This is a genomic window from Cupriavidus plantarum, assembly GCF_905397285.1.
Lineage (GTDB): Bacteria > Pseudomonadota > Gammaproteobacteria > Burkholderiales > Burkholderiaceae > Cupriavidus > Cupriavidus plantarum.
In genome coordinates this window covers 709,074-733,099 of the sequence record NZ_CAJPUX010000001.1, presented here as the reverse complement: position 1 = coordinate 733,099, position 24,026 = coordinate 709,074, and the positions used below count along the sequence as shown (strand labels likewise).

Sequence of the window (24,026 nt, the reverse complement as noted above, 5' to 3'; positions counted from 1 at the left end):
CAACGCGAACGCCCCGGGGCGGATGCCCCGGATCGGATCTGCCAACGATCATATCGCGCCAACAGGCGTTTGACGCACGCCCGCCATTACGATGTTGCGGCCTTCCAGAACAGATAGTCGGCCTGATACTCGACCGTCTGCTTCGCGCCGGCATTGGCGCCTGAGCACGGTGTGCTCGGCGCCGCGCCACCCTTGGTCGCCACGCGCTGGATATACGTGACACCGGACATGCTTCCGCTTCCCTGCGCGGGATTGGCCTTCACCAGTTGGTGAGGAATATTGCCGGCGCCGGCGGGAGAGACGGCGACCTGCGTGGCGGTGACTTTCGACCCATCGAGGGATTCCCAGGTGGCCGGGGGGCCATAGTATTTGCCGACAGTCTTTCCGCTACGATCCATCAGCGTCGCCGTCGGTCCCACGAACGTCCATTCATGCACGTCCGTGGTGTTCGCCTTCAGTTTGCACTCGTACAGCAGTTGCCCCGCGCCGACGGTCTGCATGACCATCGAATGTCCCGCCGGCACGCGGATCGGTTCCGCCACGGCGTTGGGCTGGACGGTTGCACTGGTCATCATGGGCTTGTTCGTCGAACACGCGGCCAGCGCCGCGGAACCCAGGACGGTAAGCAACAGCAATCGTTTCATGACGAAGCTCCCTCGAGGTGATGTTGGCTGTCGCAACCATCGGTTGCACTAGCTCTACACACGAGCGGGCCATTCGGATGCAGCGTGCGAAAAATAAATTCGTTTCGCATTCGCGGCGATGCACCAACGCAGGGGGCACAAAGAGAAGCGCGCGCGAAGGGTACAGTGCGCGCGGGCGGGAATCAGAGGGTTTTCCCGTACTCGCCGGGACTATGATGACCCACATGCGGCTCACGCAGCGCGCTGCCGGAAGCCACGCCCCCTGTCACTTCCCCTCCTCGCCATGTATCAAGACACCATCCAGCAGCTTGCCGAGACCGGCGCCCACAAGGCGTCCAAGGCCCGGCTGGCACCGTTCGCCTATTTCATCGGCGCCATGATGGCCGGCGCCTATATCGGCTTCGGCGACATTCTGATGTTCTCCGTGTCCTCGCACGTCGATCCCGCCTATGCCCGGCTGATCGCGGGCGCGGTCTTCGCGTCCGCCCTGACCATCGTCATCTTCGCCGGCGCGGAACTGTTCACCTCCACCGCCATGGTCATGCCGCTCGCCAACCTGCGCGGCACCACCGACTTCCGCGGCACCGTCACGGTCTGGTCGATGAGCTGGGTCGGCAACCTGATCGGCGCCACCGTACTGGCCGCCCTCATCCACGCCGCCGGCGGCGGCGTCATGCTGACCGACGGCGCGGACCTGTTCTTCAAGGTCGCCCACGCCAAGATGAGCGGCGCTCCGCTCGAACTGTTCGCCAAGGGCGTGCTTTGCAACTGGCTGGTCTGCCTCGCGGTCTGGATGGTGGCAAGGACAAACAGCGACAGCACGAAGCTGGCGATGATCTTCTGGCCCATCTTCGCGTTCGTGGCCGGCGGCTTCGAACACAGCGTCGCGAACATGTTCGTCTTCTCGCTGGCCCTGCTGGGTCCGCACCCGGACACCATCACCCTTGCCGGCGCGATCCACAACCTGGTCTTCGTCACGCTGGGCAACCTCGTCGGCGGCAGCGTGTTCATGGCATTCGGCTACTGGGCTCAGCAAAACGACGGCAAACCCCACCCCAAGCCCACCGGCAAGCCCGTGGTGCGTTGACGCAAAAAAATGGGGCTACGATGTCTCGTAGCCCCATTGGCTTGCTGCAAAGGTTGGTGGGCCTCCCGTGAGTCGAACACGGCACCAACGGATTATGAGTCCGCTGCTCTAACCAGGCATGAGCTAGAGGCCCTTGGAAGGGCTTAGTTGCCTTCCAGGAAGCTCTTCAGCTTGTCGGAGCGGCTCGGGTGGCGCAGTTTGCGCAGCGCCTTGGCTTCGATCTGGCGGATCCGTTCACGCGTGACGTCGAACTGCTTGCCGACTTCTTCCAGCGTGTGGTCCGTGCTCATTTCGATGCCGAAGCGCATGCGCAGCACCTTGGCTTCGCGCGGCGTCAGCGAGTCGAGCACGTCCTTTACGACATCGCGCATGGAACCATGCAGCGCGGCCTCGGCTGGGGCCAGCGTGTTGGTGTCCTCGATGAAGTCGCCCAGATGGGAGTCGTCGTCGTCACCGATCGGCGTTTCCATGGAGATCGGTTCCTTCGCGATCTTCATGATCTTGCGGATCTTGTCTTCCGGCATCTCCATCTTCTCGGCCAGCGTTGCCGGATCCGGCTCGTTGCCGGTTTCCTGCAGGATCTGACGCGAGATGCGGTTCATCTTGTTGATCGTTTCGATCATGTGCACCGGAATACGGATGGTGCGCGCCTGATCGGCGATCGAACGCGTGATGGCCTGACGAATCCACCACGTGGCGTACGTGGAGAACTTGTAGCCGCGACGGTATTCGAACTTGTCCACCGCCTTCATCAGGCCGATATTGCCTTCCTGAATCAGGTCGAGGAACTGCAGGCCGCGGTTCGTGTACTTCTTGGCGATCGAGATCACGAGACGCAGGTTGGCCTCGGTCATCTCGCGCTTGGCTTCACGCGCGCGCTTCTCGCCTTCCGACATCTTGCGGTTGACGTCCTTCAGTTCCTTCAGCGGCAGCACCACGCGGGCCTGCAGGTCGATCAGCTTCTGCTGCAGTTCGTGCACGGCCGGCACGTTGCGCTCGACGATCTGGCTGTAGCCCTTGTTGTCCGCGACGATGGTCTGGATCCAGTCCAGGTTCGTCTCGTTGCCGGGGAAGCGCTGCACGAATTCCGAACGCGGCATGCCGCACTTGTCGACCACGATGTTCAGGATCGCGCGTTCCAGCTTGCGCACCTCGTCCACCTGGCCACGCAGCGTGTCGCACAGACGCTCGACGTTACGCGCGGTAAAGCGGATGCCCATCAGTTCGGACTGGATGGCTTCCTGCGCCTTCACGTAAGGCTTCGACTTGTAGCCTTCCTTCTCGAACGCACGACGCATCTTGTCGAACTGGTCGGCAATCGCGTGGAACTTCTCGAGCGCGGCAACCTTGAGCTCTTCGAGCTGGCGCGCGGAGGCACCGCCGCCAGCACCGCTGTCGTCGTCTTCGTCCTCGTCGCCGTCGGCGTCTTCATCAGCCTCGATGTCCTCGTCCTCGGCGGCCGAAGCAGCGTTCGCGGCCGACTCCTGCACTTCCTCGGCGTTCGGGTCGATCAGGCCATCGACGAACTCGTCGATCTTGATCTCGTCGTTGCGCACGCGGTCCGCGTAGGCCAGGATTTCAGAGATCGTGACCGGGCAAGCGGAAATGGCCATGACCATGTCCTTGAGGCCCGCTTCGATCCGCTTGGCGATCTCGATTTCACCTTCGCGCGTCAGCAGTTCCACGGTACCCATTTCGCGCATGTACATGCGGACCGGGTCGGTGGTACGGCCAAACTCGGAGTCGACCGTCGAGAGGGCGGCTTCCGCTTCCTCTTCGGCTTCTTCCTCGCTCGTGGCGGACGGCGCGTTGTCGTTGAGCAGGAGCGTTTCGGCATCCGGCGCCTGTTCGTAGACGGCGATACCGATGTCGTTCAGCGTCGCGACCAGCGTGTCGATCGTTTCCGAATCGACCATGTCGTCCGGCAGGTGATCGTTGATTTCCGCGTAGGTCAGGTAGCCGCGCGACTTGCCCAGCTTGATCAGCGCCTTGAGCTTCTGGCGACGGAGCTCGAGTTCTTCCTCGGTCCCCTGCTGGGTCGAGGCGAACTCCTTCAGCAGGGCCTTTTCCTTGGCCTTGCGGTCCTTGGCCTTCTGCTTTTCCGTCTTGGGCGCCGCGGTCGGTGTCACCGCGGGCGTATCGTTTTCAAACTCTTCAGTCACGTCTTCAATAGTGCTGTCGTCTTGCTGCGCTTCGGCGGCCTTGGGTTTCCGGCCACGCTTCTTCGGCTCCGGCTTGACGGCCGGCGCGGAAGGACGTTCCGATGCAGCGGGTGCGGGTGTCGCGGCACGAGCCTTGGGCGCCGCGGCGGCCTCGCCACTACGGGCGGTGCCTGTCCGCGTGCTGGCGCTGGCCGCACGCTTGCTCTCGACTTCGGTATTCTGCTGTTTCGCCACGGTGATACTCTTGCCTTTCACTGATGCAGCGGCGGTTCTGCCGCTAGTATTGGCGCTGCCGCTCTCGCGTGCCGAAGTCGAGGGCTTGTTACTTTCGGATTTGCGATTCCTGGCGGAAGTGGTCTCGTCGGGTGCAGAAGCACCACGCACGGACTTAGATGGCGCAGACCGGGCCTGTGTCGTCCTGACTGTCGCGGTCGAAGTCTTCGCCGCCGTTGCTTTCACGGACGCCTTGCCGCTCCCGGTAGGGGGAGCTTTGGTGGACTCGTCGCCAGATGGGCTCGGAGTCACATCGGTTGCTTTGGCCTTTGCCATTGGCACGCTCACTTTCGCCAGAACTGGAGAGAGATTTCGCAATCCAAACCGGGCATTGTAGCACGTCGCTACTCCCCGGCTTCCTGTCAGGTATGGTTTTCACCTGAAAAATCAAGGCTTAAGCATGACAAACCGGGGCCCGGGGCTTGTCTTCTGGCCGCTGCCGGCCGCTCTTGCCGCTTCCTCGTTACCTCATCGCCCCCTCAATCGCTTCCCTGAGGACCCCTGTATCCGACCTGCCGGCGCTGCTGGACCTCGCTCACGAGCCAGCGGAATCGGGCCTTGTCCGCTTCGTCGGCCGTACCGGCGATGACCGCCGCCTGCAGGGTGTCGAGCTCTCGTTTCAGCGGCTCTGCCAATAACTTGTGGATGGCGCCGTCGAATTCCAGTGTCGCCGGCTCCTCTTCGATATCCTCGCGCAGCACTGCCGTCCGTGCGGCCGCATACACCTCGGCATACGGCGACTGCGCCAGTTGCTCGCCGAACGCCGCAAAGTTCGCGGGCCCTTCTATCGCCTCGCACGCCTCCACCAGATGCGCGAGCACCTCCGACTCGGGCCGTTCCCCATCGAGCAGCAATGCCCGCGCGTCCGCATCGAGCCGCGCCGCCAGCGAGGGATAGGTCATCAGCAGCTGCACCACGCGCTGCTCAAGCGCCGTGGGGGCCTGACGCCGCGCGCGCGGACGGGGGGCCGCGTAGCGACCGACCCGCGACGCATCGCTGCCAAGCCCGCATATCGCCTCAATCTCCGCCGGTGTCGTCCCTGTGGCATCGGCAAGTTCGCGCACGATCTGTAGCCGCAGGCCGCCAGCCGGCATCGCCTGGAGCATCGGCTTGGCCTCGAACTGCGCCCGCGCGCGGCCTTCCGGCTGGCGCAGGTCCTGCTCTTCCGTCGCCACCTGCAGCAGGAAGCGCGACAGCGGCATGGCGTCGCGCACCTGGGCCGCAAAGGCATCCGTCCCCTGTTCCCGCACATAGCTGTCGGGATCGTGCTCGGCCGGCAGGAACAGGAAACGGATGGTCTTGTTGTCCGCCACGTGAGGCAGACACGCCTCAAGCGCGCGCCGGGCGGCACGCCGGCCGGCGGCGTCGCCGTCGAACGAGAACACCACCGCATCGGTCTGGCGCAGCAGCTTCTGCACATGGACCGGCGTGCAGGCCGTGCCGAGCGTCGCGACAGCGTTGGCGAAACCCAACTGCGCCAGGGCCACCACGTCCATATAGCCTTCGACCACCAGAACGTAGCCGGTTTCCCGAATCGCATGACGCGCCTCGAACAGGCCGTAAAGCTCCGTTCCCTTGCTGAAGAGCGGCGTTTCGGGGGAATTCAGATATTTTGGCTCGCCTTGCCCGATGACACGGCCGCCAAATCCAATGACCGCGCCCTTGGTATTGCGGATCGGAAACATGATGCGGTCCCGAAAGCGGTCGTACCGGCGGGGCTTGCCGTCCGCATCGCGCTTGTCGGCGCTCTCGATCAGCAAACCGGCCTCGACGAGCGGCGCCGCGATGGCATCGTCGCGGAAACTGCCGAAAACGGCTTCCAGTCCCTGCCAGTCGTCCGGGGCGTAGCCCAGACCGAAATGCGCGGCGATCTCGCCCGTGAGGCCGCGTCCCTTGAGGTACTGCACCGCGTTCTGGGCGCCACGCAGCTGGCGCCGGTAAAACTCGGTCGCGCGCGTCATGGCGTCGGACAGGGCCACCGAACGCGCCTGCTGCTCCGCGCGCTGCGCGGGCGGCAGGCGGTCGCGCTCTTCCGGAACGGAAAGACCCACCGACTGGGCGAGCTCCCGCACCGCGTCGGGGTAGGACTGCCCGGAGTATTCCATCAGGAAGCCGATGGCGGAGCCATGCGCGCCGCAGCCGAAGCAGTGATAGAACTGCTTGGTCGGCGACACCGTGAAAGACGGCGACTTCTCGTTATGGAACGGGCAGAGGCCCATGAAGTTGGCACCGCCCTTCTTCAGCTGCACATACTTGCCCACCACATCGACAATGTCGACACGGTTGAGCAGGTCCTGAATAAAGGATTGCGGAATCACCCGACTGACCGTCCTGATGGCTTGACCGGCCGGGAGACCCGGCGGCCATTTATTGGAATTAGGTGTAGAAGGCACGCGACCCGGACATCGCCCGGGTCACGGTGTTTCATTCATGCAAACGATTGTAGTGCACAGGCAACGGTCCGCCCGACAAACTCAGCATCCGCCCGCAACTTCTGCGAACTCAATCCGTATTTCGATAAGCATGCTGACTATTCAAGCCAAAACCACTGCGACGACTGCATAAAATTTACTTCGGGGCCAGCGCCGCCTTCACCAGACCCGAGACGGCAGTCATGTCGGCGCGGCCAGCCAGACGGCCCTTCAGCACGGCCATGACCTTGCCCATGTCCTGCGGACCCGCGGCCCCAGTTTCGCTCACGGCCTTCTGCACTTCCGCGGCCACTTCGGCGTCTGACATCGCGGCGGGCATATAGACCTGCAGCACGACGACTTCTGCCTTTTCCTTGTCCGCGAGATCCTGGCGTCCGGCGGCTTCGAACTGCGAGATCGAATCCTTGCGCTGCTTGATCAGCTTCTCGACGACCGCCGTCACGGCTGCGTCGTCGAGTTCGATACGTTCATCCACCTCGCGCTGCTTGATGGCGGCCAGCAGCAGACGGATCGTGCCGAGACGGTCCGTTTCACGGGCGCGCATGGCAGCCTTCATATCATCATTGATCTGTACTTTGAGAGACATGGCAGAATTCCGGAAAAATGCAAAAACCCGCCGGAGCCTGACTCCAGGCGGGTCCTCAATGAGCGGGTCCCTGATGCTGCCGCGAAACGGGCGATCAGTACAGCTTTTTCGGCAGCATCTGGCTGCGGATGCGCTTGTAGTGGCGCTTCTCGGCAGCCGCCTTCTTGCGCTTGCGCTCGGCCGTCGGCTTCTCGTAAAACTCCCGCGCGCGCAGTTCGGTAATCAGGCCCGTCTTCTCGATGGTCCGCTTGAAGCGGCGCATCGCAACTTCGAACGGTTCATTTTCCTTGAGGCGAATGGTAGTCATTTGGCCAAAAGTTAAGTCCGGCGAGGGTCCGATAAATACAGCGAGCGGCGAAGCCGGCGGTTTTTACGAGCGCCGATTGTAGCGCAAGCCCTGTGACGGCGCACGCGCATGCCGGCCCCTGGCTATTGGCGTGCCAGCGACGCAACAGTCGCCTCCGAGGCGGCCTCGCCGGCGGCCACCGCCGACGCCCAGGCCCACTGGAAGTTGTACCCGCCGAGCCAGCCCGTGACGTCCACGACCTCGCCGATGAAGTAGAGCCCGGGCACGTCGCGCGCCATCATCGTGGTCGATGACAGTCCCCGCGTGTCCACGCCGCCGATCGTGACTTCCGCCTTGCGATAGCCCTCGGTCCCGGACGGCACGAGTTGCCAGCGGTTGAGCGCGGCGCCGAGTTGACGCAGGGCCTTGTCGGGCAGGTCCGCCACGGACTGCGCGCCAGGCAGGCCGGCGGCCGCGCACCATGCGTCGGCCAGCCGCGAGGGGAGGCGCTCGGCCAGCAGGTTCGCCAGATGTTTGCGGCTGCCGCGCTTATGGCCGATCAGCCAGTCGGCGGCGTCCTCACCGTCGAACAGGTCGATGTCGATCGGCGCGCCCGGCCGCCAGAAGCTGGAGATCTGCAGCACGGCCGGGCCCGACAGGCCGCGGTGCGTCCACAGCAGGTCCTCCTTGAACGCACCGGCCGTCTTGCCGCTGCCCGTGGCAATGTCCACTTCCATCGATACGCCGGCCAGCGGCACGAAGGGCTGCCACGCCTGCCCGTCGAACGTCAGCGGCACGAGCGCGGGGCGCGTGTCGACGATCTTGAGGCCGAACTGGCGAGCGATGCGGTAACCGAGGTCGGTGGCGCCGATCTTCGGGATCGACAGCCCGCCCGTCGCGACCACGAGCGCGCCCGCGCGGAGCGTGCCCTGCGTCGTGACCAGCAGGTAATCGTCGCCCTCCCGGCGGACCTCCTCGATGCCGCACCCCGTGCGCCATGTCACGCCGCCGGCGTCGCATTCCGCGCGCAGCATGCGGATGACGTCTTCCGCGCTCTCGTTGCAGAACAGCTGGCCGCGGTGCTTTTCGTGCCAGCCGATGTCATAGCGGCGCATGAGCGCGAGGAAGTCCTGCGGCGTGTAGCGGGCCAGCGCGGAGCGGCTGAAATGCGGGTTCGAGGACAGGTAGTTGGCGGGTCCCGCCTGCAGGTTCGTGAAGTTGCAGCGGCCGCCGCCGGAGATCCGGATCTTTTCGGCGATGCGCGTGGCATGGTCGACCAGCACCACCCGCGCGCCGCGCTGGCCGGCAACCGCGGCGCACATCATGCCCGCCGCGCCCGCGCCCAGCACCGCCACGTCGAACCGGTTCGTCGTCCCTGAACTCATTGCTACCCTGCTTTAGGAAAGCGCAGATTGTAGCGTCGGACGCGGCCAGCATGGCCGCCGCCGGTGTGCTACCCTGCTGCCCTTCCCGATTTATCCCTGCGCACCGGCCCTATCCTGCCGGCGCGGTCTGTTTTCCGGCGCTCTTCCCATGCTCGTGCTCGGCATCGAATCCTCGTGTGACGAAACCGGCCTCGCCCTCTATGACACCGAGGCGGGCCTGCTCTCCCACGCATTGCACTCGCAGATCGCGATGCATCGCGACTATGGCGGCGTCGTGCCCGAACTCGCGTCGCGCGATCATATCCGCCGGGTGCTGCCGCTGCTGCGACAGACGCTCGACGATGCGGGCCGCACGCGGGCCGATATCGACGCCATCGCCTTCACCCAGGGGCCGGGGCTCGCGGGCGCGCTGCTCGTCGGGGCCTCGGTGGCCAATGCGCTGGGCTTTGCGCTGGGCGTGCCGATGGTCGGCGTGCATCATCTCGAGGGCCATCTGCTGTCGCCGCTGCTGACCGATGCGCCGCCGCCGTTTCCGTTCGTCGCGTTGCTGGTCTCCGGTGGCCATACGCAGTTGATGGAGGTCAAGGGTGTGGGCGACTACACGCTGCTTGGGGAGACGCTTGACGACGCGGCGGGCGAGGCGTTCGACAAGACCGCCAAGCTGCTCGGGCTTGGTTATCCCGGCGGGCCGGAAGTGTCGCGGCTCGCGGAGTTCGGGGTGCCCGGCGCGTTCGACCTGCCGCGGCCGATGCTGCATTCCGGCAATCTCGATTTCTCGTTCGCGGGGTTGAAGACGGCGGTGCTGACGCAGACGCGCAAGCTTGGCAACGCCTGCGAGCAGGACCGCGCGAACCTGGCGCGCGCGTTCGTCGATGCGATCGTGGATGTGCTCGCGGCGAAGTCGATGGCCGCGTTGAAGCAGACGGGGCACAAGCGGCTGGTCGTTGCGGGGGGTGTGGGGGCGAACCGGCAGTTGCGCGAGCGGCTGAACCAGATGGCCGCGGCGCGGCGGGCGCAGGTCTATTACCCGGATCTCGCCTTTTGCACGGACAATGGCGCGATGATCGCGTTTGCCGGCGCGATGCGGCTGCAGGCCGCGCCCCAGCTCGGGCGTCACGACTACGACTATGGCGTGACGCCGCGGTGGGATCTTTCGGATATCAGGTTGCCGGGCTGAACAAGGTGGGCCCTCTCCCCCGAGGGAGAGTGGAGAAAACCCAATCACCCGCCGCGCTTGTCGCGCTCGATCAGCGCATACGCGCTGTGGTTGTGGATCGACTCGAAGTTCTCGGCTTCGAGCGTGTAGGCCACGATGCGGTCGTCCGCGTTCAGGCGCATGGCGATGTCACGCACGAGATCTTCCACGAACTTCGGGTTTTCGTACGCACGCTCCGTGACGTACTTCTCGTCGGGGCGCTTGAGCAGGCCCCACAGTTCGCATGACGCTTCTTCCTCCGCCATGCGCACCAGCGCCTCCACCGGCAACTCCGCCGCGAGTTCGACCTTCATCGTGATATGCGAGCGCTGGTTGTGCGCGCCGTACTGCGAGATCTTCTTCGAGCACGGGCACAGGCTCGTCACTGGCACCAGGGCCGTCAGGAATACCCGTGTCTGGCCGTCGCGCGCCTCGGCGGTGAGCGTGACCTCGTAATCCATCAGCGACTGCACGCCGGACACCGGCGCTGTCTTCGAGATGAAGTACGGGAAGCGCACCGAGATGCGGCCGGCATCGGCCTCGAGCCGAGCCAGCATGGTATCCATCATCGCGCGGAAAGCGGCGAGGTCGAGCGGGGCCTGACCTTCCTCGAGCAGCGCGACGAAACGCGACATATGGGTCCCCTTCTGGTCCGCCGGCAGCCGCACATCGAGATCGAATGTGCCGACCGTGGCCACCACGCCGTTCGGCGTCTTCACCGACAGCGGATAGCGGACGCCACGCACCCCCACGCGCTCGATCGGAATCTGGCGCGTATCCAGGCTCGATTGCACGTCGGGCATGACGAAGGCGGGATTGATGTCATTCATCTGGGTTTTCCTTTACGGTCGCGGCGTTTTGCAGTCCAACGACACCGCGCAACGAGAAAGACAAAGCCCGCACGGGGTGTGCGGGCTCGCCGGTACTGCAAAACGAAACAGCCTGAGGCGACTCGGGCGACTCAGGCGACGCGGGTCGCCACCTTGATCGACGACGACTGGCCGATCGAGAAGCGCTCGCGCACCGAACGCTCGATGCCGGCGGCGTCCAGACCGCACTGCGACAGCAGGAACGCCGGATCGCCGTGATCGACGAACTTGTCCGGCAGGCCCAGCACGAGCACCGGCATCTCGATACCGGCGTCCGCCAGTGCTTCGAGCACCGCGCCCCCGGCGCCGCCCATCGTCGCGCCCTCTTCCACGGTCACGAGGAAGTCGTGATTCGCGGCGAGCGACTTCACCAGCTCCACGTCCAGCGGCTTGACGAAGCGCATGTCGGCCACGGTCGCGTCGAGCGCTTCCGCCGCGCCCAGCGCGGGATGCACCATCGAGCCGAAACCCAGGAATGCCACGCGCTGGCCCGCGCGCGCATTGCCTTCGCGGCGGACGATACCCTTGCCCACCGGCAGCGACGTGAGTTCGGCGGAGATGGCCGCGCCCACACCGGCGCCGCGCGGATACCGCACGGCGGTCGGCGCGTCCTGCTCGAACGCGGTCGTCAGCAGCTGACGGCACTCGTTCTCGTCGGACGGCGTCATCACCATCATGTTCGGAATGCAGCGCAGGAACGGAATGTCGTACGCGCCCGCGTGCGTCGCGCCATCGGCGCCCACCAGACCGGCGCGGTCCAGCGCGAACACCACGGGCAGGTTCTGCAGGGCCACGTCGTGGATCAGCTGGTCATAGCCGCGCTGCAGGAATGTCGAGTAGATCGCAACCACGGGCTTGAGGCCTTCGCAGGCCAGGCCGCCCGCGAACGTCACCGCGTGCTGCTCGGCGATACCCACGTCGTAGTAACGGTCGGGGAAGCGCTTCTCGAACTCGACCATGCCCGAACCCTCGCGCATCGCGGGGGTCACGCCGATCAGGCGCTTGTCGGCGGCGGCCATGTCGCAGAGCCAGTCGCCGAACACCTGCGTGTAGGTCTTGCGCGACGGCTTGCCCGACGGACGGATACCCTCGGCCGGATTGAACTTGCCCGGGCCGTGGTACAGGATCGGATCGGCCTCTGCGAGCTTGTAGCCCTGGCCTTTCTTGGTCACCACGTGCAGGAACTGCGGCCCATGGCCCTCCAGCGCGCGCTGACGGATGTTCTGCATGGTCGGCACCAGCGATTCGAGGTCGTGACCGTCGATCGGGCCGATGTAGTCGAAGCCGAATTCCTCGAACAGCGTGGCCGGCACGACCATGCCCTTGGCATGTTCTTCCAGGCGCTTGGCGAACTCGAGCACGGGCGGCGCCACCGACAGCACCTTCTCGATGCCCTTCTTCGTGGCCGCGTAGAACTGGCCGCTCATCAGGCGCGCCAGGTGGCGGTTGAGCGCGCCCACCGGCGGCGAGATCGACATGTCGTTGTCGTTGAGCACGACCACGAGCGGCACGTCCTTGTACACGCCCGCGTTGTTCATGGCCTCGAAGGCCATGCCGGCGGTCATCGCGCCGTCGCCGATCACGGCGATGGCGACGCGATCCTCACCCTTCGTGCGCGCGCCCATCGCCATGCCGAGCGCGGCGGAGATCGACGTCGACGAGTGGGCGGTGCCGAACGTGTCGTACTCGCTTTCGCTGCGGCGCGGAAAACCCGAGATACCGCCCCACTGGCGCAGCGAGTGCATGCGGTCGCGGCGGCCCGTCAGGATCTTGTGCGGATAGCTCTGATGGCCCACGTCCCATACCACGCGGTCCGACGGCGTCTGGAACACGTAGTGCAGCGCGATGGTTAGTTCCACCGTGCCGAGGTTTGACGACAGGTGACCGCCGGTCTGGGAGACCGATTCGAGCACGTAGGCGCGGAGTTCTTCGGCCAGCGTGTTCAGCTGGCGTCGGTCCAGCTTGCGCAGGTCTGCGGGGTCGTCAATCTTGTTGAGCAGTGCGTAGGTCATGATGTCCGTTCGGCCGCCGGATTCTTCGCGTCCGGCTTGTTGTTCTTCAGTAATAGCGACTCAGTTCTGGCGCAGCACGATCAGGTCGGCCAGTTCAGCGAGCCGCCCGGCACGTGCGCCGAAGCCTTCCAGCGCTTCGTGGGCGGTGGTGCGCAGCTGTTCGGCCAGCTCGCGCGCGGCGTCGAGTCCCATCAGCGACACATAGGTCGGTTTGTCGTTCGCGGCATCCTTGCCCGCGGTCTTGCCCAGCGTGGCGGTATCCGCGGTGACGTCGAGGATATCGTCAACCACCTGGAACGCCAATCCCGTTGCGGCCGCATAGCGGTCCAGCGCGGCCAGACCGGCCGTATCGATGTTTCCGCACAACGCTCCCATGCGCACGCTCGCGCGCAGCAGGGCCCCGGTCTTCATCCGATGCATGCCTTCCAGCGCCTCGCGCGACATCGCGAGACCGACATTCTGCAGGTCGATCGCCTGGCCGCCGGCCATGCCGACCGAGCCCGACGCGATGGCAAGTTCGGCCACCAGCGTCATGCGCGCTTCCGCGGACAGCATCTGCGCCCGCGTCAGCACCAGGAACGCCTGCGTCTGCAGCGCGTCGCCCACCAGCAGCGCGGTGGCTTCGTCGTAGGCCTTGTGGACCGTCGGACGTCCGCGGCGCAGGTCGTCGTCGTCCATGCAGGGCATGTCGTCGTGGACCAGCGAGTAAGCGTGGATCATCTCCACCCCGCAGGCCGCCGCATCGCAGGCCTCCGGCGTGGCGCCGGTCACCTCGCCCGCGGCGTGGACCAGCAGAGGGCGCACACGCTTGCCGCCGCCGAGGACAGCATAGCGCATGGCTTCATGCAAGGTGTGTGGAATTGTGTCCGTGGTGGGAAGCGCCGCGTCGAGGGCAGCCTCGGTCCGGGCGCCCTGCGCCCGCATCCAGCTTGCAAAATCGGTCATTCGAAGTCTGCCCCGCCGCCATTGTTATCGCCGCGCGTGTCGGCGGCGAGCGGCTTCAGCGCCTCGCCTTCCAGGACACGCACCTGCTGTTCGACGCGCTCCAGCTGCTGCTGGCAGTACCGCACGAGCTCGGCGCCCCGGCGGTACGCCGTGAGGGACGCCTCGAGCGGCAGTTCGCCGGACTCCATGCTGGCGACCAGCGTCTCGAGCTCGGCCATGGCGGCTTCGTACGAGGCGGGAGCGGTCGCCGGCGTGGCGTCGGTGGACGCATTGCCGCGCGTCTCGTCGGGCTGGACCGGAGCGGTCGTCGTTCTTGGCATGAGAGGCCTTGATCAGGGGAAGCGAGGATTCTACGCCAAACCGGGCCATATTCGCTGCGTCACGCGCACGCGTGTGACGAGTACAGCAGATGCCGTCATGGAAGTGACTTGTGCGTTCGGGTCGTCTTTTGGGGAATGCGCCCCGGAGGGCACAAAATGACGACCCGGGTCGACATTTTCGCTAAAAAGTTAGAAAAATCAGTCCCTTAATTTTTTGCCCTTGGGTACAATCCCGGGTTCGTCAGCCCACCCCGGCGGCTCGCGGTTTCGCCAGGGAACCCCCTGCGCCGGTTGGCGTCTGACGCTGTTTGCTACCTGTTTCCCAAATCGATTTTCATATTTCGATGGTTGGGTTGTTCACTGCTTTCGCCTGTTATTAGGGAGTGGGGATAATGTCCAATCTCAGCACCGCGCTCAAGCTGGCGCCGGCTGATTCGCAGCTGCCCGTAGACGTCTACTTCGACGAGGCGCTGCATCAACAAGAACTGGATCTGCTGTTCAGGAAGGGCCCCGGGTACGTCGGCCACACGCTGATGGTTCCCGAGGTCGGCGACTTCCATACGCTGCGCGCCGAGGACGAGGGCCGCATGCTCGTGCGCAACGCGGGCGGCGTCGAACTGCTGTCCAACGTGTGCCGGCATCGCCAGGCCATCATGCTCAACGGCCGCGGCAACACGAAGAATATCGTCTGCCCGCTCCACCGCTGGACGTACGACCTCAAGGGCGAACTGCTGGGCGCGCCGCATTTCACGGAACAGCCCTGCGTCCACCTGAACCGCTCGCCGCTCCAGAACTGGAACGGCCTGCTGTTCGAGGGCGAACGCGACGTGCGCGCCGACCTCGCGCGCATGGGCGTGGCCGAGGACCTGAACTTCGACGGGTACATGCTCGACCACGTCGAGGTCCACGAGTGCGACTACAACTGGAAGACGTTCATCGAGGTCTACCTCGAGGACTACCATGTCGTGCCGTTCCACCCCGGCCTTGGCAGCTTCGTCTCGTGCGACGACCTCAAGTGGGAGTTCGGCGAGTGGCATAGCGTGCAGACCGTGGGCCTGCATGCGGGGCTCAAGCGGCCGGGGAGCGCGACGTACCAGAAGTGGCACGACGCGGTGTTGCAGTTCAACAACGGCAAGCTGCCCAAGCACGGCGCGATCTGGCTGACGTATTACCCGAACATCATGGTCGAGTGGTATCCGAACGTGCTGGTCGTCTCGTCGCTGCATCCGCTAGGTCCGCGCAAGACGCGCAACGTGGTGGAATTCTACTACCCCGAGGAAATCGCCCTCTTCGAGCGCGAGTTCGTCGAGGCGGAGCGCGCCGCGTACATGGAAACGTGCATCGAGGACGACGAGATCGCCGAGCGCATGGATGCCGGCCGCGCGGCGCTGATGAAGCGCGGCGTGAGCGAAACAGGCCCGTACCAGTCGCCGATGGAAGACGGCATGCAGCATTTCCACGAGTGGTATCGCCGCGCGATGCAATATACCGGCTGATTTTCCGCCGCGCCTTCGCTACTTCTTCGCTGCTTCTTCGTTGATCACCGGCTGAAGCCGGGGCATGCGCTGTTACAATCACGCGCTGCCCCGCCTCCACTTGCCTCCCCCGCCGTCATGCAATCGCTCTGGATGTTGTTCGCCGCCTTCGCGTTCTCGTTAATGGGGGTGGGCGTCAAGCTGGCATCCGAGTTCTACACGACGGGCGAGATCGTCTTCTACCGCAGCCTGATCGGCGTGCTGATCATGTGGGCGCTGCTCTCGTACCAGCGCATTCCGATCCGCACGCCGCAGATGACGATGCACATCAAGCGCAGCGTCTTCGGCGTGACCGCGCTGCTGCTCTGGTTCACCTCCATCACCTACCTGCCGCTCGCCACCGCGATGACGCTGAACTACATGTCGCCCGTGTGGATCGCGCTGATCCTTGGCGCGGGCGCGGCGCTCGCGGGGACGGGCGGCGGCGCGGACCGCAAGCTGATCGGCGCGATCCTGCTCTCGTTCGCGGGCGTGCTGTGCCTGCTGCAGCCGTCCGTGGGCAAGGACCAGCTCACGGGCGGGCTCATCGGCCTGATCTCGGGCGTCTTCACCGCGCTGGCCTACGTCGAGGTCCGCCAGCTCGGGCAGCTCGGCGAGCCCGAGGGGCGCATCGTGTTCTATTTCTCTTCGGTCGGGCTGGTGGTCGGTCTGGTGTGGATGATCTATGCCGGTCCAAGCCACCATACGTGGCATGGCGCGGGACTGCTGCTGGCGATCGGCATCCTGGCCACGCTGGGTCAGACGTCCATGACGCGCGCGTACAAGCGCGGCAACACGCTGCTCACGGCCAACCTGCAATATGCGGGCATCGTGTTCTCGAGCCTGTGGGGCATGATGATCTGGTCCGATCGGCTCAACTGGGTGTCGTGGCTGGGCATGGCGCTGATCATCGCGAGCGGCATTGCCACCACGCTGATGCGCGCGGGCGAGAGCACGGATGCGCAGCCGACGCCGGCCACACCGGTCAAGTCGCCCGAGGCGGAAGTTCATCCGGAGGTGTAGCGGGTGTAGGATCACGGGACGTTCTTCCCGACAGGTCCTTTCATGCCGACACCGCTGATCTCCGCTACAGAACTCGAATCGCTGCGCGCCAACGGCGCGCGGGACGTCGTCGTCATCGACTGCTCGTTCGACCTCACGGACCCCGCCGCGGGCCGCGAGGCGTATCACCAGGGCCATCTGCCCGGCGCATACTACCTCCACCTCGACAATGAACTGTCCGGCCCGAAGACGGGCGTCAATGGACGACATCCGCTGCCCGATGCCGAGTTGCTGACGGCCCGCCTGCGCGCGCTTGGCGTCAACGACGATACGCTCGTCGTCGCCTACGACGCGCAGGGCGCGATGTATGCCGCGCGGCTCTGGTGGCTGCTGCGCTGGATCGGCCATGAGGCCAGCGCCGTGCTCGATGGCGGCAAGGCCGCGTGGATCGCGGCGGGCTTTCCGCTCGAGCCGGGTACGACGCCCGACCCCGAAACCGCCGGCAATCTTTCGCTCCGATCCACGCTCGTGCCGACCGTCAACGCGGCCACGCTCATGGAGAACCTCACCGCGCCGACGCGCCTTGTCGTCGATGCGCGCGCGCCGGACCGCTTCCGGGGGGAGAACGAAACGCTCGATCCCGTGGGCGGCCATATTCCCGGCGCCATCAATCGGTTCTTCAAGGACAATTTGCGGCCGGACGGCCATTTCAAGTCGGCCGATACGCTGCGCAAGGAGTTCGGCCAGTTGTTCGCCGGCACGCCGCCGGCGGAGACCGTCATGCAATGCGGCTCTGGCGTGACGGCCTGCCACAACCTGCTGGCCCTCGAAGTGGCGGGGCTGACGGGCGCGGCGCTGTATCCGGGGTCGTGGAGCGAGTGGAGCGCGGATCCGCAGCGGCCCGTGGCGACCGGGCCGGCGGACTGAGCCAGAAGGCCTAGCGCGACGCCGCGGCCGGGGGCTGCCCCGGGTGGCCATGGCCGCCGCCATGAGGCCCACCATGAGCGGCGTGGCTTTCATGCACGCCGTTCGTGATGAACACGATGGCCGCGATGCCCGCGGCAACGAGCACGACCTGGATCACCGACTCGCGCCAGCGCGGACGGCGCTGCATCTGCGGCATCAGGTCGCTCACGGCGATATAGACGAAGCTGCTCGAGGCGATGACGAGCACGTACGGAATCCACGCCTGCAACTGGTCGAGCAGGAAGTATCCGACGATGCCCCCGATCACGGCCGCGAGACTCGACAGCAGGTTGAAGGCGAACGCGCGCGCCTTGGAGAATCCCGCATTGAGCAGCACGATGAAGTCGCCGACTTCCTGCGGGATCTCGTGCGCGGCGATGGCCAGCGCGGTCACGATGCCGATATGCGGATCGGCGAGGAACGCGGCGGCGATCACGATACCGTCGGCGAAGTTGTGGAAGGTATCGCCGACGAGGATCGTCATGCCGCTACGGCCGGCCTCCTCGCGATCATGCCCATGGTGATGGTGGTGGCCGTCGCCTTCGTGATGGTGGGAGTGGCGCAGCAGCGAGAGCTTTTCCAGCAGGAAGAACCCGAGCAGGCCGGCCAGCAGCGTGCCAAACAGCGCGCGCGGATCGGCGCCCGATTCGAATGCTTCCGGCAGCGAATGCAGCAGCGCGGTGGCGAGCAGCACGCCGACAGAGAAACTCACCATGCGTTCGACCACGCGCGAGGCCACCGTCAGCGACAGCAGCGCCGCGCCGAAGATGCTGCCGACGCCCGAGATCAGCGCGGCGAGCAGGATATACAACAGCGTGGAATCGATGATGGGCTCCTCGGAAGCCTTGTTGCGACAACTAACGCAACACGGTTGCAAAAACGCGAAGACCGCATTGTACGTTGGTCTGCGCGAATTGCAATCACCGCGGGTTCAACGCCGCCCGTCAGGCGACCTTGTGCTCCCTGAACCAGGCCAGGCAGCGCTGCCATCCGTCCCTGGCTGCCGATTCGACGTAGCTCGCGCGGTAGTCGGCGTTGAACGCGTGGCCGGCTTCCGGATAGACGACGAACGTCGAAGCCTTTGCGTGGGGGTTCGACGACGCGGCCAGCGCGGCCTTCATCTTCGCCACGTGCTCCTGCGTGATGCCGGTGTCCTTGCCCCCATAGAGGCCCAGCACCGGCGCGTGCAGGTCGTTGACGATATCGACGGGGTTGCGCGGCTTGAGGGGCGTCGGTTCGCCGACCAGCGCGCCGTACCACGCCACCGCTGCCTTGATGCGCTTGCTGTGCGCGGTATATAGCCACGTGATACGGCCGCCCCAGCAGAAGCCGGTGATGCCAAGCCGGTTCAGGTCGCCACCGTTCTTGCCGGCCCAGTCCACCAGCGCGTCGAGGTCGCCGATGACCTGCGCGTCGGGCACCTTCGAGATGATGTTCGTCTGCAGTTCCTGGATCGTGCCAAAGCTGGTCGGGTCCCCCTGCCGCGCGAACAGCTCGGGGGCCAGCGCGAGGTACCCGAGCTTGGCGAAGCGCCGGCAGATATCGGCGATATGCTCGTGCACCCCGAAGATCTCGCTGATCACGAGCACCACGGGCAGATTCGTCTTGCCCTCGGGCTGCGCCCGATAGACCGGCATGCTGAAGCCGTTGGAAGACACGGTGACCTCGCCGGCGGTCAGGCCGGCAAAGTCGGTCTTGATGGTCTGCGCGGTCACGGGCAACACGGCGGCGGCGAACGCCGATCCGAGCGCGGTCTTGACGAACGCACGGCGATCGAATGCCTGGCCAGGGACGAGGCTCTCCACTTCGGGTTTGAACATGCGGTTTTCTCCGGGAGTCAGGGCAGCGCCGCTGATTCTAGGGGAAAACATGTCGTGCCGCGCACTTGCACCGTGGTTCAGTGCAGCTTCACCCGGGGATTCGTCTTGCTGCGGAGCCAGTGGGTCACTGTGTCCAGACCCATCCGCAATGCCCCGTGCAGCGCCATCACGTGCATCCGGTACAGCGATGTGTACATGACCCGCGCCATCAGCCCCTCGATGAACATCGAGCCGCCGATCAGGCCGCCCATCAGGCTGCCGACCGCGCTGAAGTGGCCGAGCGATACGAGCGAGCCGAAGTCCTTGAACTGGAATTTCGGCAAAGGCCTGCCGTCGAGCCGCGCGCGGATGGCGTCGTACAGGAACGTGGCCTGCTGGTGCGCCGCCTGCGCGCGCGGGGGCACGGAGGTCTGCTGTTCCGGCCACGGGCAGCTGGCGCAGTCGCCGAACGCGAAGATGTCCGGATCGGCTTCGCTCTGCAGCGTCGGACCGACCACGATCTGGCCCATGCGGCTGACCGGCAGGTCCAGCGTGCGGAGCACCGCGGGCGCCGTGATGCCCGCCGCCCATACCGTCAGGTCCGCGTCGATCCGCTTGCCGCTCGCGGTCAGGACCGCGTCCGGCGTGACCTCCGTCACGCGCTCGGCCGTCAGCACGCCGACGTCGAGCTTGTGCAGCAGCTTGGTCGTCTCGGCGGACACGCGCTCCGACAGCGCCGGCAGAATGCGCGGCCCCGCCTCGATCACGTTGATATGGATATCGCGCCGTGGATCCAGCTGGTGGAGGCCATAGGCGTTCAGCACATGCGCGGTGTTGCGCAACTCGGCCGACAGCTCCACGCCCGTCGCGCCCGCGCCAATGATCGCGATATCGACGCGCGGCCGGCCATCCTCGCCGACGCGTCCGCGGCCGTTCTGCGCGCGCACGCATGCGGCGATCAACCGACGACGGAATCGCTCGGCCTGATCGACGGTATCCAGCGCAATCGCGTTGTCGGCGGCGCCGGGCACGCCGAAGAAATGCGTGACGCAGCCGATCGCCAGCACCAGCGTGTCATACGCGAGCTCGCGCGCGGGCAGCAGTTCGTCACCGTCCTGGTCCACGCATGCGGACACTGCAATCGTCTTGCGCGCGCGATCGATGCCAGTCAGTTCGCCCTGCTGGAACTCGAAGTTGTGCCAGCGCGCCTGCGCGACATATTCGAGTTGGTGGGTATTGGGATCCATGCTGCCGGCTGCGACTTCATGCAGCAGCGGCTTCCAGATATGCGTGGGCGAGCGGTCGACGAGGATGACCTGCGCCGCGCCGGACTTGCCAAGCTTGTCGCCAAGCTTCGTGACGAGCTCCAGCCCGCCAGCCCCGCCGCCTACCACGATGATGCGATGTCCTCGCCGTACTACTCCTTCTCTCTCACTGGTCATGGGTCTACCCGTCTTTATTTTGGAAACGCTGTTGGCCGCGCGGGGTGGCGCGAGGCTCGTTGCCTCAAGTCTGCTGCATTGCAGCAAACCGGGCAAGCCCGCCAATCGATGTGTTCCATACTAGACCGCGCGCGCGAATCGCACGGTGCACAGTGCGCGGGGGCACTGGACGGGTACAGACCATACGGCGAATGCAGGCACGCTCAGCGATATTTCCGCGAGTATTTCCCTGCATTCGCCTGCACACTTCGGCACGCCTCAGTGCGCGTTCGGTGCGCGTTCAGTGCGCTTCTTCCCAGTTGGCGCCGTGACCGACCTCGGCGACCAGCGGCACACGCAGTTCGGCCACCGTGCACATGAGCTCGGGCAGCTTCACCTTGACGCGTTCGAACTCGGACTCCGGCACTTCGAGCACGAGTTCATCGTGGACCTGCATGATCTGGCGCGTGCCGAGCTTGTCGGTTTCGAGCCAGTCCTGCACCGCGATCATCGACAGCTTGATCAGGTCGGCCGCCGTGCCCTGCATTGGCGCGTTGATCGCCGCGCGTTCGGCAGCCTGGCGGCGCGGGCCGTTGCCACCGTTGATGTCGGGCAGCCACAGGCGCCGGCCGAACACGGTCTCCACATAGCCCTGCTCGCGCGCCGTCTGGCGCGTCTCTTCCATGTAGCGCGCCACGCCGGGATAGCGCATGAAGTAGCGGTCGATGTAGTGCTTGGCGGCCTCGCGCTCGATGCCGAGGTTGCTGGCGAGCCCGAACGCGCTCATGCCGTAGATCAGCCCGAAGTTGATCACCTTGGCATACCGGCGCTGCTCGCTCGTCACCGCCTCCCGGTCCACGCCGAAGATCTCGCCCGCGGTCGCGCGGTGGATATCCTCCCCGTTCGCGAAGGCACGCAGCAGGTTCTCGTCGCCGGAGATATGGGCCATGATGCGCAGCTCGATTTGCGAGTAATCGGCCGATACGATCACGCTGCCCGGGGGCGCGATGAAGGCCTCGCGAATACGGCGGCCTTCTTCCGTGCGCACGGGAATGTTCTGGAGGTTCGGATCGGTCGACGCCAGCCGCCCCGTGACCGCCGTGGCCTGGCCATAGCTCGTGTGCACGCGCCCCGTGTTCGGGTTCACCATCTTCGGAAGCTTGTCGGTGTACGTGGACTTGAGCTTCGACAGGCCGCGATAGTCGAGCAGGATCTTCGGCAGCGGATAGTCTTCCGCAAGCTTCTGCAGCACCTCTTCATCGGTGGACGGGGCGCCGCTCGCGGTCTTCTTCACCACGGGCAGCTTCATCTGGTTGAAGAGGATCTCGCCGATCTGCTTCGGCGAGCCGAGGTTGAACGGTTGCCCCGCCGCGGCATACGCGGCCTGCTCGATGTCCATCAGCCGCTGGCCGAGCTCGGCGCTCTGCGCGGCCAGCCGGTCCGAGTCGATCAGCACGCCATTGCGCTCGATCTTCTGCAGCACCACCGAGACGGGCATCTCGATCTTCTCGTAGACGAAGCGCAGGCCATCGGCCGCCTCGATCTTCGGATGCATGTTCCGATGCAGGCGCAGCGTCACGTCGGCGTCTTCGGCCGCGTACTGCGTCGCGCGCTGAAGGTCGATCTGATCGAAACCGATCTGGCTCGCACCCTTGCCGCAGACTTCTTCATACGTGATGGTCTTCACGTTGAGCAGCTTCTCGGCAAGGCTGTCCATGCCGTGATTGCGATGCGACGCCAGCACGTAGCTCTCGAGCATCGTGTCCTGTTCGATGCCGCGCAGCGCGATGCCATGATTCGCGAACACATGCGCGTCGTACTTCAGGTGCTGGCCCAGCTTGGGCCGCGAGGCATCCTCGAGCCACGGACGCAGCCGCTCCAGCACGTACTCGCGCGACAGCTGGCCGAAGTTCTCGGCGCCCGCGACATCGGGGCCGCGGTGCGCGACGGGGATGTAGCACGCGGAACCCGGCTCCGCGGACAGCGAGATGCCGACGAGCTCCGCGAGCATGGGATCGAGCGACGTGGTCTCCGTGTCGATCGCGACGAGCGGCGCATCGACGATGCGCTTGATCCATTCGTCGAGCGCGGCCTCGCTGGTCACGGTGTCGTAAGTGACTTCGGCCGGCGGCAGATCGTGGGCAGGCTGCTCCGCGTCATTGCCTTCGCCATCGAACAATCCGCCCTGTGGAGAGGGAATGCCCTTCTGGGCGGCGCCCTTGCCGTTGCGCGCGGCATTGGCGAGATTCGGCAGGCTGTCGCCTGTCAGTTCGCGCAGCCACGACTTGAAGCCGTACTTGGCGAAGAACGCGACAAGCTTGTCCTTGTCCTCGCCGAGTTCGCGCAGCGCGTGAAAGTCCGCGACGGCCTCGCGCAGGTCGCAGTCGGTCTTCACGGTCACGAGCTCGCGCGCCTTGGGCAGCCACTCGAGCGTATTGCGCAGGTTCTCGCCCACCACGCCCTTGATCTCGGCGGCGCTCGCCATGATGTTGTCGAGCGTGTCATAAGCGGTGAGCCATTTCACCGCCGTCTTCGGGCCGACCTTGGGCACGCCCGGCACGTTGTCCACGGCATCGCCGATCAGCGAAAGATAGTCGACGATGCGCTCGGGCGGCACGCCGAACTTGGCGACCACGCCCGGCGGGTCCAGCACCTCGCCGCTCATCGTGTTGACGAGCGTGACGTGGTCATCGACGAGTTGCGCGAGGTCCTTGTCGCCCGTGGACACCACCGTGCGCACACCCTGCGCCGTGGCCTGGCGCGCGAGCGTGCCGATGACGTCGTCGGCCTCCACACCCTCGACGACGACGATCGGCCAGCCCAGCGCGCGCACGGCTTCGTGGATCGGTTCGATCTGGCGCGCGAGGTCCTCGGGCATCGACGGACGATGCTCCTTGTAGGCGGGATACATGTCGTCGCGGAAGGTCTTGCCCTTGGCGTCGAACACGCAGGCGCTATACTCTGCCGGGTAATCATTGCGCAGCTTGCGCAGCATGTTGATCATGCCGTAGATTGCCCCTGTGGGCAGCCCCTCGCCATTTCGCAGATCCGGCAGCGCGTGATACGCGCGATACAGATAGCTCGATCCATCGACGAGCAAGAGTGTTTTTGGACTATCCGACATTCCC

19 protein-coding genes and 1 tRNA gene are annotated in these 24,026 nt (G+C 65.4%); 5 read left to right on the top strand and 15 right to left on the bottom strand.

Going from position 1 to position 24,026, the window contains the following annotated elements:
* Positions 1–86 precede the first annotated feature (86 nt).
* Positions 87–644 (bottom strand): DUF3455 domain-containing protein, encoded by a 558-nt coding sequence (locus KHP16_RS03415; protein ID WP_109581787.1) that lies wholly within the window; start codon positions 642–644, stop codon positions 87–89.
* Positions 645–927: 283 nt separating this feature from the next.
* Here KHP16_RS03415 and KHP16_RS03410 point away from each other — a divergent pair, with 283 nt between their 5' ends.
* Positions 928–1,731: a formate/nitrite transporter family protein gene (locus tag KHP16_RS03410; RefSeq protein ID WP_109581788.1), complete on the top strand. Its 804-nt coding sequence runs from the start codon at positions 928–930 to the stop codon at positions 1,729–1,731.
* 54 nt (positions 1,732–1,785) lie between these two features.
* Here KHP16_RS03410 and KHP16_RS03405 read toward each other — a convergent pair.
* The 6 genes from KHP16_RS03405 to KHP16_RS03380 form a co-directional block, all read right to left on the bottom strand.
* A tRNA-Ile gene (locus KHP16_RS03405) sits at positions 1,786–1,864 on the bottom strand.
* Positions 1,865–1,874: 10 nt separating this feature from the next.
* Positions 1,875–4,442: an RNA polymerase sigma factor RpoD gene (gene rpoD / locus KHP16_RS03400; RefSeq protein ID WP_218891765.1), complete on the bottom strand. Its 2,568-nt coding sequence runs from the start codon at positions 4,440–4,442 to the stop codon at positions 1,875–1,877.
* A gap of 203 nt (positions 4,443–4,645) precedes the next feature.
* On the bottom strand, positions 4,646–6,484 hold the full coding sequence (dnaG, locus tag KHP16_RS03395) for a DNA primase (RefSeq protein WP_211959572.1): 1,839 nt from the start codon (positions 6,482–6,484) through the stop codon (positions 4,646–4,648).
* 250 nt (positions 6,485–6,734) lie between these two features.
* Positions 6,735–7,184, bottom strand: coding sequence for a GatB/YqeY domain-containing protein (locus KHP16_RS03390; RefSeq protein WP_211959571.1), 450 nt, complete (start codon positions 7,182–7,184; stop codon positions 6,735–6,737).
* A gap of 94 nt (positions 7,185–7,278) precedes the next feature.
* Positions 7,279–7,491: a 30S ribosomal protein S21 gene (gene rpsU / locus KHP16_RS03385; RefSeq protein WP_109581792.1), complete on the bottom strand. Its 213-nt coding sequence runs from the start codon at positions 7,489–7,491 to the stop codon at positions 7,279–7,281.
* A gap of 122 nt (positions 7,492–7,613) precedes the next feature.
* Positions 7,614–8,855 (bottom strand): BaiN/RdsA family NAD(P)/FAD-dependent oxidoreductase, encoded by a 1,242-nt coding sequence (locus KHP16_RS03380; protein ID WP_109581793.1) that lies wholly within the window; start codon positions 8,853–8,855, stop codon positions 7,614–7,616.
* Positions 8,856–9,003: 148 nt separating this feature from the next.
* Between KHP16_RS03380 and tsaD the strand changes: the two genes are divergently transcribed.
* Positions 9,004–10,032, top strand: a complete 1,029-nt coding sequence (gene tsaD, locus KHP16_RS03375) for a tRNA (adenosine(37)-N6)-threonylcarbamoyltransferase complex transferase subunit TsaD (protein WP_109581794.1) — start codon at positions 9,004–9,006, stop codon at positions 10,030–10,032.
* 44 nt (positions 10,033–10,076) lie between these two features.
* Here the strand turns inward: tsaD and folE2 are convergent, their stop codons facing one another.
* The 4 genes from folE2 to KHP16_RS03355 form a co-directional block, all read right to left on the bottom strand.
* The gene (folE2, locus tag KHP16_RS03370; protein WP_109581795.1) at positions 10,077–10,880 is read right to left on the bottom strand and encodes a GTP cyclohydrolase FolE2; all 804 of its coding nucleotides are present in this window, start codon (positions 10,878–10,880) and stop codon (positions 10,077–10,079) included.
* A gap of 131 nt (positions 10,881–11,011) precedes the next feature.
* Positions 11,012–12,931, bottom strand: a complete 1,920-nt coding sequence (gene dxs / locus KHP16_RS03365; RefSeq protein WP_109581796.1) for a 1-deoxy-D-xylulose-5-phosphate synthase — start codon at positions 12,929–12,931, stop codon at positions 11,012–11,014.
* Between the two features lie 60 nt (positions 12,932–12,991).
* Positions 12,992–13,876 carry a polyprenyl synthetase family protein gene (locus tag KHP16_RS03360; protein ID WP_109581797.1) on the bottom strand — a complete coding sequence of 295 codons (885 nt, stop codon included), beginning with the start codon at positions 13,874–13,876 and terminating at the stop codon, positions 12,992–12,994.
* Positions 13,873–14,196, bottom strand: coding sequence for an exodeoxyribonuclease VII small subunit (locus KHP16_RS03355; protein ID WP_109581798.1), 324 nt, complete (start codon positions 14,194–14,196; stop codon positions 13,873–13,875). The genes KHP16_RS03360 and KHP16_RS03355 overlap by 4 nt, the downstream gene beginning before the upstream one ends.
* A gap of 392 nt (positions 14,197–14,588) precedes the next feature.
* Here KHP16_RS03355 and KHP16_RS03350 point away from each other — a divergent pair, with 392 nt between their 5' ends.
* The 3 genes from KHP16_RS03350 (at position 14,589) to KHP16_RS03340 (ending at position 17,639) form a co-directional block, all read left to right on the top strand.
* Positions 14,589–15,692 carry an aromatic ring-hydroxylating oxygenase subunit alpha gene (locus tag KHP16_RS03350; protein ID WP_109581799.1) on the top strand — a complete coding sequence of 368 codons (1,104 nt, stop codon included), beginning with the start codon at positions 14,589–14,591 and terminating at the stop codon, positions 15,690–15,692.
* Between the two features lie 117 nt (positions 15,693–15,809).
* Positions 15,810–16,733: a DMT family transporter gene (locus KHP16_RS03345; RefSeq protein ID WP_109581800.1), complete on the top strand. Its 924-nt coding sequence runs from the start codon at positions 15,810–15,812 to the stop codon at positions 16,731–16,733.
* Positions 16,734–16,775: 42 nt separating this feature from the next.
* Entirely contained in the window at positions 16,776–17,639 is an 864-nt protein-coding gene (locus KHP16_RS03340) for a sulfurtransferase (protein ID WP_211959570.1), read from the top strand.
* A gap of 10 nt (positions 17,640–17,649) precedes the next feature.
* Here KHP16_RS03340 and KHP16_RS03335 read toward each other — a convergent pair whose 3' ends face one another.
* From KHP16_RS03335 to polA, 4 genes are all read right to left on the bottom strand, one after another.
* The gene (locus tag KHP16_RS03335) at positions 17,650–18,489 is read right to left on the bottom strand and encodes a ZIP family metal transporter (protein ID WP_244835626.1); all 840 of its coding nucleotides are present in this window, start codon (positions 18,487–18,489) and stop codon (positions 17,650–17,652) included.
* A gap of 133 nt (positions 18,490–18,622) precedes the next feature.
* Positions 18,623–19,498: a dienelactone hydrolase family protein gene (locus KHP16_RS03330; RefSeq protein ID WP_211959569.1), complete on the bottom strand. Its 876-nt coding sequence runs from the start codon at positions 19,496–19,498 to the stop codon at positions 18,623–18,625.
* Positions 19,499–19,575: 77 nt separating this feature from the next.
* Positions 19,576–20,919 carry an NAD(P)/FAD-dependent oxidoreductase gene (locus tag KHP16_RS03325; RefSeq protein ID WP_115953642.1) on the bottom strand — a complete coding sequence of 448 codons (1,344 nt, stop codon included), beginning with the start codon at positions 20,917–20,919 and terminating at the stop codon, positions 19,576–19,578.
* Positions 20,920–21,199: 280 nt separating this feature from the next.
* Positions 21,200–24,022, bottom strand: coding sequence for a DNA polymerase I (gene polA, locus KHP16_RS03320; RefSeq protein WP_211959568.1), 2,823 nt, complete (start codon positions 24,020–24,022; stop codon positions 21,200–21,202).
* Positions 24,023–24,026 lie beyond the last annotated feature (4 nt).